This window comes from Streptomyces sp. CRN 30, assembly GCF_034105845.1.
Genome location: NZ_JAVRHI010000014.1, coordinates 19540 through 33175, shown reverse-complemented (window position 1 = coordinate 33175; position 13636 = coordinate 19540). Strand labels below are relative to the sequence as shown.

Sequence of the window (13636 nt, the reverse complement as noted above, 5' to 3'; positions counted from 1 at the left end):
CGAGGCCCGCACCGGTGCCCGGACCGGGGTCCGTTCGCCGGTGAGCAGCGCCGCGGCGCCCGCGGCGCCGGCCGCCCCGAGGGCGGCGGCCGAGGCCGTCAGCAACCGGCGCCGTGTGACCATCTGATCCTTCGTCATGCACCATCAGTCGCGCAGCGGAGGTCCGGCGCGCCCCAGCGACATGGAGCCGGGCCGGGAAAGCACCCGATGGGAGCAGCGCCGTGGCCGTGCCGGCCGTGGATGACAGCGCGGCCGCCCCCGGTACGCCCCGGTGTGCGGGTTCGGATAGCCTCACAGCCGTGACGCAGCAGCACTCACACCAGTTCGAACGGGGCACGGACGGACCGAAGGTGATCCTCGTCGGGGTGGACGGCTCCGAGCCCTCCTTCCGCGCGGCGGCCTACGCGGCCGGTCTGGCCCGGCGGCAGCACGCGCTGCTGGCCGTCGTCTACGTGCAGCCGGTGGCGACGGCGGGCGCGGCGTTCGGCGCACCCGTCGCCCAGGTCACCGACGAGATCGCCGAGGAGCTGATCGCGGAGATCCGGGAGGCCACCGAGCGGGTCAGGGGCGCCTTCGACGTGCGCTGGGAGTTCCACACGTTCCGCGGCGACCCCTACAACGGGCTGGTGACGGCCGCGGACGAGCTGACGGCGGACGCGGTCGTGGTGGGCGCGTCCGAGCAGGCCGGCCACCGGATCGTCGGCTCCGTCGCGGTCCGCCTGGTGAAGGCGGGACGCTGGCCGGTGACGGTGGTGCCCTAGGGCCTGTTGCGGGACGCCCCGGGCGGTGACCGGAGGGAACCGTTCACCGAACCGTTCATCGACGCGTTCGACCGTCCGTCGCAGAGCGCCGTCCGCGCCCTGTCCCCGACCGGAGCCCTGCGGTCCCATACGGCCATGACGGCCGGAACCACGATCACCCACGGGACGACCGCCGAGCACGAGCTGGCCGCACTGCAGCGGGAGCACGGCCGGCCCCTCTTCGCCCTCATGCTGCGCCTCTCCGACGGGGACCGGCAGCGCGCCGAGGACCTGGTGCAGGAGACGCTCGTACGCGCCTGGCAGCACCCCGAAGCGCTCCGCGCGGACGACTTCACCTCCGTACGCCCCTGGCTGCTGACCGTGGGGCGGCGGCTCGCCATCGACGCGCGGCGGGCGCGGCAGGCCAGACCCGCCGAGGTCGGGGACGCGGTGCTGGAGAGCGCCCGGGTGTGCGGCGATCACGCCGAGCGGTCCGCCGCCGCCCTCGACGTACGGCGCGCCGTGCGGACCCTCACTCCCGAGCACCGTGACGTGCTGGTGCTGGTGTACTTCCAGGGCGCGAGCGTGGCGGAGGCGGCGGAGGTACTCGGCATCCCCGCGGGCACGGTCAAGTCCCGTGCGTACTACGCGTTGCGCGCCCTGCGCCGGGTGCTTCCCGGCTATACGGCCGACCTGCGGTGAAACACACGTCCGGGTCAAAGCTCGGCAAAGCGCCTCGCCGGGGGCCCGGATTGAGCAATCGTCTGTCTTCAGCCGTGTTCCGGACCGGGGCCCCGCCCGGACCGGGCGACGCGCACGCACGGAGGAAGGCAGGAAGGGATGCTGCACAGAGGCCAAGAGAGCACGGACGGCCCGGGCGGCGAGGGACTGGTCGTCCCCATGGCCTGGTTCTACGCCGAGTACATCGCCGACGAGCTGCTGCGGACCGGCGACCTGATGCCGCCGACGTCCTTCGAGTTCCGCGCCGGACGGGACGCCCTGGCACTGACCATCTTCCTCGCCGACACCCACGGCGAGCTCTCCGGCATCCGGGTCGTCACCCAGCTGGAGACCTGGCTGTCGCTGACCGCGTACGACCAGCACTGGCAGGACTGGGTGCGGACCCGCATGGAGCGGCTCACCACCGACGCGGACGGTCCGGGCGGCTCCTCCCCGGACCTGGACCTGGCCGTCGCGACCTGGCGGTGGCTGCGGGAGACCGAGCTGCTCGCCCCCGACCTGGACGCGGTACCGGGCGACGGTCCCGTTCCGGACGAGGACGACGGCCCGAAGGTGTGGACCCCGGCCTGGCGGCTCGGGCTGCCCCTGGGCCACCTGGCCATCCACCTCTTCTGACCTTCCGCCCGCACCGGCTCCGGGCCGGTGCGGGCGGGGCCGGTCCGGGTGGCGGTCCGGCCCCGGGGGCCGGTCCGGCGCCGGTCCCGGCCCGGCTTCCGTGCGGTCCCGGACCGGCTCCCGCACGGTTCCGGCCTTTTTCCGGGCCGGGGCAATCCGCGGGCCGGAGGGCTCCGAATCCCACCATCGGCATTCCGTCCGGCGCTTGAATGATTCCCGGGCCGGGTCCGTACCGGTGGGGGCAAGAAGCTGTCCCCACCGCAACACCGGCCCGAGGAATTGCCATGTGGTCCCAGGATCGTCATCGCGACGTCGGCGCCTACGCCCTGGGCGTGCTGGACGAGGTGGACGCGTTCCGCTTCGAGGACCACCTGGGCACCTGCCCCCGGTGCGCGGTGCAGGTCGCCGAGTTCGGGGCCGCCGCCCGGCAGCTGATGCTGTACCGGCGGGCCACACCGCGTGCCGTGCACCCCTTCGCGGGCCCGGGGCCGCGGCTGCTGGACCGGCTGCTCGACGAGGTCGCCGTGCGGCGGCGCACGGTGCGCCGGCGGTCCCTGTTCGCGGTCGCCGCCGTCGCGGTGTTCGCGGTGGGCGGCCCCGCGGTCGCGGTCGTCGCCCGGGCCGACGGACAGCCGGAGACCGTCGCGGCGACCGACACCGGATCGGGCGTGTGGGCCGAGGTCCGCGCCGAGGACCGGGACTGGGGCAGCGCGATCGACCTCCAGGTCAAGGACGCCTCGGGGCCACGCTCCTGCCTGCTCCTCGCGATCGGCGAGGACGGGTCGGAGGAGACCGTGGCGACCTGGACGGCGCCCGGCCCCGCAGGCGACCCCGCCGGCATGCACGGCGGGGCGGCGATGCGGCGCGGGGACATCGACCACTTCGAGGTGCGCACGGCGGACGGGGAACGGCTGCTGACCCTGGTCTCGCCCTGGCGGCGGCCGGGGAGCTGACCCGCTCCCGCGCCACGCGTCGCCCCGCCCTACTTGAGCAGCCGCGACATCCTGCGGTCCGCGAGCAACTTCCCACCCGTCTGGCACGTCGGGCAGTACTGGAGCGAGGAGTCGTGGAAGGCGACCTCGCGGATGGCGTCCCCGCACACCGGGCAGGGCTCCCCGGTGCGTCCGTGCACCCGCAGCCCGCTCCTCTTCTCCGACTTCAGCCGGCCCGCGGCCAGCCCCCGCGACCGCTCCACGGCCTCGGCGAGGGTGGTGCGCAGCGCCTCGTACAGCCGGTGCACCTCCTCCTCGGTCAGCGAGGCGGCCAGTTTGTACGGTGACATCCTGGCGACGTGCAGGATCTCGTCGCTGTAGGCGTTCCCGACGCCCGCGATCAGGCCCTGGTCGCGCAGGGCGCCCTTGATCCGGCGGCGCTCCCCGGTGAGCAGGGCGGCGAAGCGGGGCTCGTCGAAGTCGTCGGCGAGGGGGTCGGGGCCGAGGTCCGCCACTCCGGGGACGTCGAGCGGGTCCCCCACGACGTACACGGCGAGCCGCTTCTGGGTGCCGGCCTCGGTGAGGTCGAGACCCGCACCGCCCGCGAGGGCGACGCGCAGCGCCAGGGGGCCCTTGCCGGGGCGCGGCGGCGTGTCGGGCAGGCGGTCGCGCCACTGGAGCCAGCCCGCGCGGGCGAGGTGGGTGACGAGGCGCAGGCCGCCCGTGTCGAGGTCGAGGAACTTGCCGTGCCGGTGCACCGCCGTCACCGTCCGGCCCTCCAGCGCCATGACGGGCGGGTCGTACGTCTTGAGGACGTTGATCGCGACGGGCAGCACCCGGACGACCTCCCGGCCGACGAGATGTTCGTCCAGGAAGTCCCGCAGCGCCTCGACCTCGGGCAGTTCCGGCATACGTCCAGGGTGCCACCCGGTGCGTACACCGCCATCCGGAGCCACAATGGCGTCAGGAAGGGTTCCGGCCATGGAGTGGTTCACCGCACCCGACTACTGGACGAGCCGGCTGGTGTTCCAGCGGGCGCTGGCCGCCGTGTACCTCGTGGCGTTCCTGGGCGCGGCGCTGCAGTTCCGCGCGCTTCTCGGCGAGCGCGGCATGCTGCCGGTCCCCCGGTTCACGGCGCGGGTCCCTTTCCGCCGGGCGCCCAGCGTCTTCCACTGGCACTACTCGGACCGCTTCTTCGCGCTGTGGGCGTGGGCGGGCGTCGCGGTGTCGGTGGCGCTGCTCGCGGGCGCCGACTCGCTGCTCCCGCTGTGGGGCGGCATGCTGCTGTGGCTGGTGCCGTGGCTGCTCTACCTGTCGGTCATGAACGTGGGGCAGACCTGGTACGCGTTCGGCTGGGAGTCCCTGCTGCTGGAGGTGGGCTTCCTCGCGGTGTTCCTCGGCAACGACGAGGTCGCGCCGCCGGTCGTGATGCTGTTCCTGCTGCGCTGGCTGCTGTTCCGGGTGGAGTTCGGCGCCGGGCTGATCAAGATGCGGGGCGACGCGTGCTGGCGGAAGCTGACCTGTCTGGACCACCACCACGAGACCCAGCCGATGCCGGGCCCGCTGAGCCGCCTCTTCCACCACCTGCCGAAGCCGCTGCACCGGGTCGAGGTCGCGGCCAACCACGTCACCCAGCTCGCCGTGCCCTTCCTCCTCTTCGCCCCGCAGCCGGTCGCGACGGCCGCCGCCGCGCTGATGGCCGTCACCCAGCTGTGGCTGGTCCTGTCGGGCAACTTCGCCTGGCTGAACTGGCTCACCATCGTGCTGGCCCTGCCGGTGGTGGACTACGGCGGCACCGCGCCCGCGGACGTGCCCACCGCGGCGCCGCTCTGGTACGAGGTCGTGGTCCTCGCCGTCGCCGCGCTCCTCGTGGGCCTGAGCTACCGGCCGGTCCGCAACATGCTCTCCCGCCGCCAGGTCATGAACCGCTCCTTCGACCCGCTGCACCTGGTCAACACCTACGGGGCCTTCGGCAGCGTCAGCCGCGTCCGCCACGAGGTGGTGATCGAGGGGACGGCGGACGAGGTGCCGCGGGAGGACGGGGACTGGCGGGAGTACGAGTTCAAGGGGAAGCCGGGCGACGTGCGGCGCCGGCCGCGCCAGTACGCGCCGTACCACCTGCGGCTCGACTGGCTGATGTGGTTCGCTGCGCTCTCCCCCGGGTACGCCGGCGCCTGGTTCGGGGCCCTGGTGGAGCGGCTGCTGGAGGGCGACCGGGACACGCTGCGGCTGCTGCGCCGCTCCCCGTTCCCGCCGGACGCCCCGCCGCGCCACGTCCGCGCCCGGCTGTACCGCTACCGCTTCACGACCCGGCGGGAGCGGCGCGACACCGGGGCGTACTGGGAGCGGACGTACGTACGGGAGTTCCTGCCGCCCACCCGGCTGAGCGGACCGGCGGCGGATCACAGGCGGTAGACGCGGGCCGCCGTCCCGCCGAGGACGCGGGCGCGCTCGTGCGCGTCCAGCTCCGCGACGAGCTCCGTCGTGACGTCCACGACCCGGCCGTACGGTGCGGCCAGCGTGCACACCGGCCAGTCCGAGCCGAACATCAGCCGGTCGGGCCCGAAGGCGTCCAGCACGGTGTCCGCGTAGGGCCGCAGCTCCGCCGCCGACCAGGTGTCCCGGTCGGCCTCGGTCACCAGGCCCGACAGCTTGCAGACCGTGTTGGGCAGGGCGGCGAGGTCACGGACGGACGACGCCCACGGTTCCAGCCGACCGCTCGCGACGGGCGGTTTGCCCAGGTGGTCGAGGACGAAGGTCAGCCCGGGCACGGCGGCGGCGGCCTCCCGGCAGGCCGGGAGCTGGTGGTCCAGGACCACCAGGTCGTACACGAGGCCGGCCGCGGCCACGGCGGCCAGCCCTTCGAGCACGTCGTCCCGCAGCAGCCACCGCGGGTCGGGCTCGCCCTGCACCTGGTGGCGGACGCCCCTGAGGTACCGGCCGCCGGGCAGCGCGCGCAGGCGGTCCAGCTCGTCGGTCACGCCGGGGCTCGTCAGGTCGGTCCAGCCGACCACCGCGCCGATCAGCTCGTGCTCCGCCGCGAGCGCCAGGAGCTCCGGTGTCTCCTCCGGCACGGTGACCGTCTGGACGAGCACGGTGCGCTCCACCCCGGCCGCCCGGGCGAGCGGCTCGAGGTCCGCGACGCCGAAGTCCCGGCGCAGCGGGGCGAGCGCCGGCCCGGTGATCCAGTCCTGGTCGCGCACGGACAGGTCCCACACGTGGTGGTGGGCGTCCACCCTCATGACGCCCCCTCGGACGCGGACGCGGGTACCGGTGCCTCCTCGGCCAGCAGTCCCTCTTCCCGCAGCGCCCGCCAGAGGCCCGCGGGCACCGGGGACGCGAACTGCTCGGCGCAGTCCCGGACCTCGGCCGCCGAGCGGGCCCCGACGAGCACGCTCGCCACGGCCGGGTGGGCGGCGGGGAAGGCGAGCGCGGCGGCGCGCAGGGTCGTGCCGTGGCGTTCGGCGAGGTCCTTCATGCGCAGCGCCCGCTCCAGCTGTTCCGCCGGGGCGGACGCGTAGTCGTACGGGGCGCCGGGCCGCGGGTCCGCCAGCAGGCCCGAGTTGAAGGCGCCGCCGACGACCACGGACACGCCCCGTTCCAGGGCCGCGGGCAGCAGGCCGGCCAGCGCGTCCCGGTGGTCGAGGAGGGTGTAGCGGCCCGCGCACAGCACCACGTCGACGTCGGTGTCGCGGACGAACCGGGTGAGCATCGCCGTCTGGTTCATGCCCGCGCCGATCGCACCGACCAGGCCCTCGCCGCGCAGCCGCTCCAGGGCCGGATAGCCCTCCCTGAAGGCCTGTTCGGCGTGGTCGTCGGGGTCGTGCAGGTAGACGACGTCCACGCGGTCCAGGCCGAGCCGTTCGAGGGCGGCCTCCAGGGTGCGCCGGACGCCGTCGGCGCCGAAGTCCCACACCCGGCGGTGCGTGGCGGGGACGGCGAAGCCGTGGGCCAGGTCGTCACCGCCGGCGTCCGAGGGTTCCAGGCGGCGGCCCACCTTGGTGGAGACCGTGTAGGCGGTGCGGGGGTGCTCGCGCAGGGCCGCGCCGAGGCGGCGTTCGGACCGGCCCAGCCCGTAGTGCGGGGCGGTGTCGAAGTAGCGGACGCCCCGCTGCCACGCGGCCCGCACGGCCTCCCGCGCCTGCTCCTCGCCGACCTCGGTGTACAGGCCCCCGATCGCGGCGGCGCCGAAGCCGAGCGCGCTGACCTCGACACGGCTGCGGCCCAGCCGGTTCACCGGGCCGCCGCCGGGCGCGGCCGCAGGCCGTGCATGCCACCGTCGACCGCGAGGGACGTGCCGGTGGTGGCACCGGACAGCGGACTCGCCAGGTAGGCGATGGCGCCCGCCACCTCCTCGGCCGTGACCAGGCGGCCGGTGGGCTGGCGGGCCTGAAGCGCGGCGCGTTCGGCGGCCGGGTCGTCGGCCGCGTCCAGCAGCCGGCCGACCCACGGGGTGTCCGCGGTGCCGGGGTTGACGCAGTTGACGCGGACGCCCTCGGGGAGGTGGTCGGCGGCCATGGCGAGGGTGAGCGAGTGCACCGCCCCCTTCGTCGCGCTGTAGAGGGCGCGCTGCGGCAGGCCGGCGGTGGCCGCGATCGAGCAGGTGTTGACGATCGCCGCGTGCGCGGACCGGCGCAGGAGCGGCAGGCAGGCGCGGGCCGTGCGGACCATGCCGAGGACGTTGACGTCGAAGACGTGGTGCCACTCGGCGTCGTCGTTGTCCTCGACGGTGCCCTGCGCGCCGACCCCGGCGTTGTTGACCAGGACGTCCAGCCCGCCGAGCGCGGCGGTGGCGGCGGCCACCGCCCCGCGCACCGAGGTGTCGTCGGTGACGTCGGCACGGTACGCCAGCAGCGGCTTCCCCACCGGTGACGGGTCCAGGTCGAGGACGGCGACCCGGGCACCGCGTGCGGCCAGCAGTTCCGCGGTGGCCCGCCCGATGCCGGAGGCGCCGCCCGTCACCAGGGCCCGCAGCCCCTCGAAGTCGCTCATACCGCGTGCCCCTTCCGGGTCTCGGCGTCGGCGGCCCAGAAGGTCCCGCCCGGGTACGTGTACTCCGCGACGGACTCCGGCCGCATGGCGGCCGAGAAGCCCGGCGCGGTGGGGGCCGCGTAGTGGCCGCCACGGACCACGACCGGCTCGGTGAAGTGCTCGTGCAGGTGGTCGACGTACTCCACGACCCGGTCCTCGGTGGTCCCGGACAGCGCCACGTAGTCGAACATGGACAGGTGCTGCACGAGTTCGCACAGGCCGACCCCGCCCGCGTGCGGGCAGACGGGGACCCCGAACTCCGCCGCGAGCAGCAGGATCGCCAGGTTCTCGTTGACGCCGCCGACGCGCGCCGCGTCGATCTGCAGCACGTCCAGGGCGCCCGCCTGGAGGAGCTGCTTGAACACGACGCGGTTCTGGGCGTGTTCCCCGGTGGCGACCTTGACGGGGGCGACCGCCTGCCGGATCGCGGCGTGGCCCAGCACGTCGTCGGGGCTGGTGGGCTCCTCGATCCAGTACGGCTCGAACTCGGCTAGGGCCCGCACCCAGCGGATCGCCTCGCCGACGTCCCAGCGCTGGTTGGCGTCGACGGCGATGCGGACACCGGGGCCGACCGCGGAACGGGCCACGCGGCAGCGCCGTACGTCGTCGTCGAGGTCGGCTCCCACCTTCAGCTTGATCTGGGTGAAGCCGTCGGCGACGGCCCGGGCGGCCAGCCGGGTGAGCTTCTCGTCGCTGTAGCCGAGCCAGCCGGGGGAGGTGGTGTAGGCGGGGTAGCCGCGCTCGAGCAGCCGGGCGGTGCGCTCCGCGGCGCCCTTGCGGCCCCGCCGCAGCAGCTCCAGCGCCTCCTCGGGGGTGAGCGCGTCGGTGAGGTACCGGAAGTCGACCTGGCGGACGAGCCACTCGGGGTCGGCCTCGGCCAGCAGCCGCCACAGGGGCTTCCCGGCGCGCTGGGCGGCCAGGTCCCAGACCGCGTTGACGACCGCGCCGATCGCCATGTGCATCACGCCCTTCTCCGGGCCGAGCCAGCGCAGCTGGCTGTCCCCGACCAGGTCCCGGTAGAGGGAGCCCGGGTCGTCGCACAGCTCGTCGACGGACCGGCCGAGGGCGTGGCCGCGCAGTGCGTCGATCGCCGCGACCTGGACGTCGTTGCCGCGCCCGATGGTGAAGGTGAAGCCGTGCCCGGCCAGGGTTCGCTGCCCCGGCCCGCCGACCGCGTCCGTACGGAGCACGACGTACGCGGCCGAGTAGTCGGGGTCCGGGTTCATCGCGTCGGAGCCGTCGAGCTCGCGCGAGGTCGGGAAGCGGATGTCGTGGGTGTCGACCGCGGTGACACGGGCGGACGTCAAAGGCACGGCGGGCCTTTCGGTGGGTGACGGGCCGGACGTGAACTGACGCATACTTATCAGACCACTTGGCTGTCACAACACCCTCGGGCGCGGTTCTCACGGCGATACGGCCTAAGTGGTCGGACCACAACCCCGGTTAAACTGCGGCGCACCCGGTGGACGAAGGAGTGGCGTGAAGGAGACAGCCCCGCGGAAGGGCACCGTGACGCAGCGCGCCATCGAGCGGATCAAGGCGATGATCGGCGAGGGTCTGCTGGAGCCGGGGCAGCGGCTGCCGACCGAGCGGGAGCTGGCGGCGCAGCTCGGCATCTCCCGCAGTTCGATGCGCGAGGCGATCCGCGCGCTCACGGTGCTGGGGGTGCTGGAGGCGCGGCACGGCTCGGGCATCTACGTGACCCGGCTGGAGGCCGGCGACCTGCTGGAGACCTTCGGCGTGGTGGCCGGCCTGTCCCGCGGCCCCCGGCTGGTCGAACTGCTGGAGGTGCGCCGCGTCCTGGAGTCGACGGCGACCGCGCTGGCCGCGGCGCGCATCACGGACGAGGGGCTCGCGGCGGTGGAAGGGCATCTGGCGGCGATGAACGCCACCGACGACCCCGAGGAGATCCTCGTCCACGACCTCGCCTTCCACCGCGAGATCGCCGCGGCCGCGGGCAACGGGACCATGGCCGCGATCCTGGACGGCCTGTCCTCGCGCACGTTCCGCGCCCGGATCCGGCGCGGCCACCGGGAGGAGGGCGCCTTCGCCCGCACCCGCCGCGAGCACGCGGCCATCCACCGCGCCCTGGCCGCCCGCGACCCGGAGGCGGCCCGCGCGGCGGCGGCCGCGCACGTGGGCGAGGTGGAGGAGTGGCTGCGCGCGCAACTGGACGGCTGAGCCGCGGCTAACCGCGCCGCAGCCGCAGCGTCACCAGCTCGAACGGCCGCAGCCGTACGGCGATCCGGTCGCCGTCCGCCTCCGGTGCGGGGGCGTCCGGGAGCGGGCGTTCCAGCAGGTCGGTCACCGTGGCGTCCGCGACCTCGAACCCGGCCGTGAGGGTGGCCCGCGCCCGGCCGCCGTGCGCCTCGTGGAAGCGGACGACCACGTCGCCGCTGCCGTCGTCGGCGAGCTTGACCGCCGTGACGACCACCGCGTCGTGGTCGACGGAGACCAGCGGGGCCACCTCCGCGGCACCGCCCGTCACCCGCCGCTCCGGCAGGCTGATCCGCCACCCCTCGCGCACCGCGTCCGCGATGCCCGCGCCCGGGACCAGCGCGTGCCGGAAGCGGTGCACGCCCTGGTCGGTCTCGGGGTCGGGGAAACGCGGGGCGCGCAGCAGGGACACCCGCACGGTGGTGGTCGTACCCCGGTCGCCGGGGCCGCCGCCGGCCCGTACCGTACGGGTCACGTCCTGCCCGTACGTCGAGTCGTCGACGATCGCCACGCCCCACCCGACCTCCTCGACGTGCACGAACCGGTGCGCGCAGGTCTCGAAGCGGGCGGCCTCCCAGGAGGTGTTGGTGTGCGTGGGCCGGTGGACGTGCCCGAACTGGGTCTCGGAGGCGTACCGCTCGGCGTGCACGTCCAGCGGGAAGGCGAGCTTGAGGAACTTCTCCGTCTCGTGCCAGTCGACCTCGGTGTCGATCACCAGCCGCCGCTCCCCCGGCGCGAGCGACAGCACCTGGACGACGCGGGAGGACCCGAAGGCGCGGACGATCCGCACCGACTCGCCGTCCTCGCCGGGCACGACCTCCTCGGCGTCGGTCAGGTCGGTGACCGTGTTGCGGTAGAACTCGTCCACGTCCCACGCGTCCCACTTGTTCGGCAGGTCGGGGTGGAGCTGGAGCAGGTTCGCGGCCCCGCCCGGCGCCACGGCCTCGCGGTCGGCGCGCAGGTCGTACGCCGAGACGACGAGGCCCCGGGCGTCGACCTCGATCCGCAGCAGACCGTTGTCGAGGACGTGGCCGCCGTCGGGCCGTGACCTCACCACGGAAGTGGCTCCGCGGGGGGCCACCGGGCCCGCACCGCCCGCGGGCACCCCGTTCCGCGGGTGCGGAGCCGCGTTGAAGACGAGTTCCGTCGTCCCGGTGCCCGCACCGGCCAGCGCCCGCTGGGCGGCTCCGACGATCTCCTCCAGTTCAGCGGCCAGGCGTGCGTACGTCTGCCGGGCCTCCCGGTGCACCCAGGCGATGGACGAGCCGGGCAGGATGTCGTGGAACTGGTGCAGCAGCACCGTCTTCCAGATCCGGTCCAGCTCCTCGTACGGGTAGGGGAAACCGGTGCGCACGGCCGCGGTGGCCGCCCACAGCTCCGCCTCCCGGAGCAGGTGTTCGCTGCGCCGGTTGCCCTGCTTGGTCTGCGCCTGGCTGGTGAGGGTGGCGCGGTGCAGTTCGAGGTACAGCTCGCCCACCCACACGGGCGGCTCCGGGTACTCCGCCTCGGCCTTGTCGAAGAAGGCGCGCGGGGTCTCCCACACGACCGTCGGCGAGCCCTCCAGGTCCCGCGCCCTGGCCGCCTTCGCGACCATCTCGCGGGTCGTGCCGCCACCGCCGTCGCCGTGGCCGGTGGGGGCGAGGGAGTGCCGGGCCCGGCCCTTCTCGCGGAAGGTGCGGGCGGCGTGGGCGAGTTCGCGGCCGTGCATGGTGCAGTTGTAGGTGTCGACGGGCGGGAAGTGGGTGAAGATCCGGGTGCCGTCGATGCCCTCCCAGCGGAAGGTGTGGTGCGGGAACGTGTTCGTCCGTGACCAGGAGATCTTCTGGGTGAGCAGGCGGGTCGAGCCGGCTGCCCGGATGATCTGCGGGAGTCCGGCGGCGAAGCCGAAGGTGTCGGGCAGCCAGGCCTCGTCGTTCTCGACGCCGAACTCGTCCAGGAAGAACCGCTTGCCGTGCACGAACTGCCGGGCCATCGCCTCGGAGCCCGGCATGTTGGTGTCCGACTCCACCCACATGCCGCCCGCGGGCACGAACCGCCCGTCGGCGACGGCCTTCTTCACCCGCGCCCACACCTCGGGCCGGTGCTCCTTCACCCACGCCCACTGCTGGGCCTGCGACATGGCGAACACGAAGTCGGGCTCGTCCTCGAGGAGCGCCGTCATGTTGGCTGTCGTACGGGCCACCTTGCGCACCGTCTCGCGCAGCGGCCACAGCCAGGCCGAGTCGATGTGCGCGTGGCCGACGGCGCTGATCCGGTGCGCGGAGGGGACGGCGGGCCGCGCCAGCACGTCCGCGAGCCGCTCGCGCGCGCGGGCCGCCGTGCCGTTCACGTCCTGGAGGTCGAGGGCGTCCACCGCCCGGTCCACCGCCCGCAGGACCTCCCACCGCCGCTCCGACTCCACCGGCAGCTCGGCCATCAGCTCGCCGAGCACCTCCAGGTCGAGCACGAGGTTCCACACGGTCTCGTCGAACACGGCGAGGTCCATGCGCCGCAGCCGGTACAGCGGGGCGCTGCCCGCGGTCTCCTTGTCGCCGAGCCGGGTGGGCGCGAAGGGGCGGCTGCCGAAGATCACGGGGTTGGACGCCGCCTCGACGTGCAGGCGGACCTCCTCGCCGCCCGTGACGGGAGCGCCGACGCGGACCCACTGGTTGCGCGGGTGGAGGCCCTTCACCGGGGTGCCGTCGGGCCGGTACACCAGTCCCTCGCACTGGAAGCCGGTCATGCTGCCGTCGAAGCCGAGGTCGAGGAGCGCCTCGACGGTCCGGCCGGCCCAGGCGCCCGGGACTTTCCCGGTCACCCGGAACCAGCTGGTGCCCCAGGGGGCGCCCCAGCGGGCACCCGCCGCGATCGGCCGGACCTCGGCCGCGAGGCCCTCGGCGACCGGCACGGGCTCACCGGGAGCGTGCCACACGGCCACGTCCAGCGGTACGGACTCCGGGTACACGGCGGGGCGGACCCGCTCGTCGAGGACGCGCTTCAGACGGGCCTCGGCCAGGCTGCGGTCGTCATGCATGCGGGTGCTCCGTAAGGTCGCGGACAGTGCGGCGGTACCGGACGCGGGCGAGGGTCACCGCGCCCGCCAAGGGGTACAGCTCCCCCACGCCACGCGGCCCGAACCGCGCCGGACACCCGCGGACCGGCACGGCCGCCGTCACCCGCTACCGGGACCATCCGCAGTGCATCGGGCTTCAGCCCGGTGGTGAAGCGAATCCGGGGGCCGCTCCGACCTCGGCTGTGTGCACGGAACGGGCCTGGTCTGTGGAGCGCGGGTAAGACGGGCACCCGTGCCCGCACCGCGCAGCGAAGCAGGAACCCACTCGACACCGCGGCCTCCAACGGTGCGGTAGGCGGGAATCTCCC

General features: G+C 74.4%; 12 protein-coding genes. 6 read left to right on the top strand and 6 right to left on the bottom strand.

Annotation, left to right across the window (positions count from 1 at the left end):
* The first annotated feature begins 299 nt into the window (after positions 1–299).
* From UW392_RS01665 to UW392_RS01650, 4 genes are all read left to right on the top strand, one after another.
* The gene (locus tag UW392_RS01665; protein ID WP_320773013.1) at positions 300–761 is read left to right on the top strand and encodes a universal stress protein; all 462 of its coding nucleotides are present in this window, start codon (positions 300–302) and stop codon (positions 759–761) included.
* A gap of 135 nt (positions 762–896) precedes the next feature.
* Positions 897–1442, top strand: coding sequence for a sigma-70 family RNA polymerase sigma factor (locus UW392_RS01660; protein ID WP_320773012.1), 546 nt, complete (start codon positions 897–899; stop codon positions 1440–1442).
* 138 nt (positions 1443–1580) lie between these two features.
* Positions 1581–2096, top strand: coding sequence for a hypothetical protein (locus UW392_RS01655; protein WP_320773011.1), 516 nt, complete (start codon positions 1581–1583; stop codon positions 2094–2096).
* Positions 2097–2380: 284 nt separating this feature from the next.
* On the top strand, positions 2381–3049 hold the full coding sequence (locus UW392_RS01650; protein ID WP_320773010.1) for a zf-HC2 domain-containing protein: 669 nt from the start codon (positions 2381–2383) through the stop codon (positions 3047–3049).
* A 29-nt stretch (positions 3050–3078) separates the two neighbouring features.
* Here UW392_RS01650 and UW392_RS01645 read toward each other — a convergent pair whose 3' ends face one another.
* Positions 3079–3939, bottom strand: a complete 861-nt coding sequence (locus UW392_RS01645; RefSeq protein ID WP_320773009.1) for an Fpg/Nei family DNA glycosylase — start codon at positions 3937–3939, stop codon at positions 3079–3081.
* A gap of 70 nt (positions 3940–4009) precedes the next feature.
* Here UW392_RS01645 and UW392_RS01640 point away from each other — a divergent pair, with 70 nt between their 5' ends.
* Positions 4010–5443 carry a lipase maturation factor family protein gene (locus UW392_RS01640; protein ID WP_320773008.1) on the top strand — a complete coding sequence of 478 codons (1434 nt, stop codon included), beginning with the start codon at positions 4010–4012 and terminating at the stop codon, positions 5441–5443.
* Here UW392_RS01640 and UW392_RS01635 read toward each other — a convergent pair.
* The 4 genes from UW392_RS01635 to UW392_RS01620 are packed head-to-tail and all read right to left on the bottom strand — an operon-like array spanning position 5431 to position 9417.
* Positions 5431–6270: an amidohydrolase family protein gene (locus tag UW392_RS01635; RefSeq protein ID WP_320773007.1), complete on the bottom strand. Its 840-nt coding sequence runs from the start codon at positions 6268–6270 to the stop codon at positions 5431–5433. The genes UW392_RS01640 and UW392_RS01635 overlap by 13 nt on opposite strands.
* Entirely contained in the window at positions 6267–7265 is a 999-nt protein-coding gene (locus UW392_RS01630; RefSeq protein WP_320773006.1) for an aldo/keto reductase, read from the bottom strand. Before UW392_RS01630 ends, UW392_RS01635 begins: the two co-directional genes overlap by 4 nt.
* Positions 7262–8020, bottom strand: coding sequence for an SDR family oxidoreductase (locus tag UW392_RS01625; RefSeq protein ID WP_320773005.1), 759 nt, complete (start codon positions 8018–8020; stop codon positions 7262–7264). Before UW392_RS01625 ends, UW392_RS01630 begins: the two co-directional genes overlap by 4 nt.
* On the bottom strand, positions 8017–9417 hold the full coding sequence (locus UW392_RS01620) for an L-fuconate dehydratase (protein ID WP_414495407.1): 1401 nt from the start codon (positions 9415–9417) through the stop codon (positions 8017–8019). The genes UW392_RS01625 and UW392_RS01620 overlap by 4 nt, the downstream gene beginning before the upstream one ends.
* 121 nt (positions 9418–9538) lie before the next feature.
* Here UW392_RS01620 and UW392_RS01615 point away from each other — a divergent pair, with 121 nt between their 5' ends.
* A complete protein-coding gene (locus UW392_RS01615; protein WP_320773003.1) occupies positions 9539–10240 on the top strand; it encodes a FadR/GntR family transcriptional regulator in 702 nt (233 codons plus the stop codon).
* A gap of 7 nt (positions 10241–10247) precedes the next feature.
* On the opposite strand, the gene UW392_RS01610 is transcribed toward UW392_RS01615, so the two are convergent.
* The gene (locus UW392_RS01610) at positions 10248–13289 is read right to left on the bottom strand and encodes an alpha-mannosidase (protein WP_320773002.1); all 3042 of its coding nucleotides are present in this window, start codon (positions 13287–13289) and stop codon (positions 10248–10250) included.
* Between the last annotated feature and the right edge of the window lie 347 nt (positions 13290–13636).

Excerpts from the sequence above, each read along its gene's own strand:
- UW392_RS01650 (WP_320773010.1), top strand. The coding sequence starts at position 2,381 with ATGTGGTCCCAGGATCGTCATCGCGACGTCGGCGCCTACGCCCTGGGC.
- UW392_RS01620 (WP_414495407.1), bottom strand. The coding sequence starts at position 9,417 with ATGCGTCAGTTCACGTCCGGCCCGTCACCCACCGAAAGGCCCGCCGTG.
- UW392_RS01635 (WP_320773007.1), bottom strand. The coding sequence starts at position 6,270 with ATGAGGGTGGACGCCCACCACCACGTGTGGGACCTGTCCGTGCGCGAC.
- UW392_RS01645 (WP_320773009.1), bottom strand. The coding sequence starts at position 3,939 with ATGCCGGAACTGCCCGAGGTCGAGGCGCTGCGGGACTTCCTGGACGAA.
- UW392_RS01660 (WP_320773012.1), top strand. The coding sequence starts at position 897 with ATGACGGCCGGAACCACGATCACCCACGGGACGACCGCCGAGCACGAG.
- UW392_RS01610 (WP_320773002.1), bottom strand. The coding sequence starts at position 13,289 with ATGCATGACGACCGCAGCCTGGCCGAGGCCCGTCTGAAGCGCGTCCTC.
- UW392_RS01625 (WP_320773005.1), bottom strand. The coding sequence starts at position 8,020 with ATGAGCGACTTCGAGGGGCTGCGGGCCCTGGTGACGGGCGGCGCCTCC.
- UW392_RS01655 (WP_320773011.1), top strand. The coding sequence starts at position 1,581 with ATGCTGCACAGAGGCCAAGAGAGCACGGACGGCCCGGGCGGCGAGGGA.
- UW392_RS01640 (WP_320773008.1), top strand. The coding sequence starts at position 4,010 with ATGGAGTGGTTCACCGCACCCGACTACTGGACGAGCCGGCTGGTGTTC.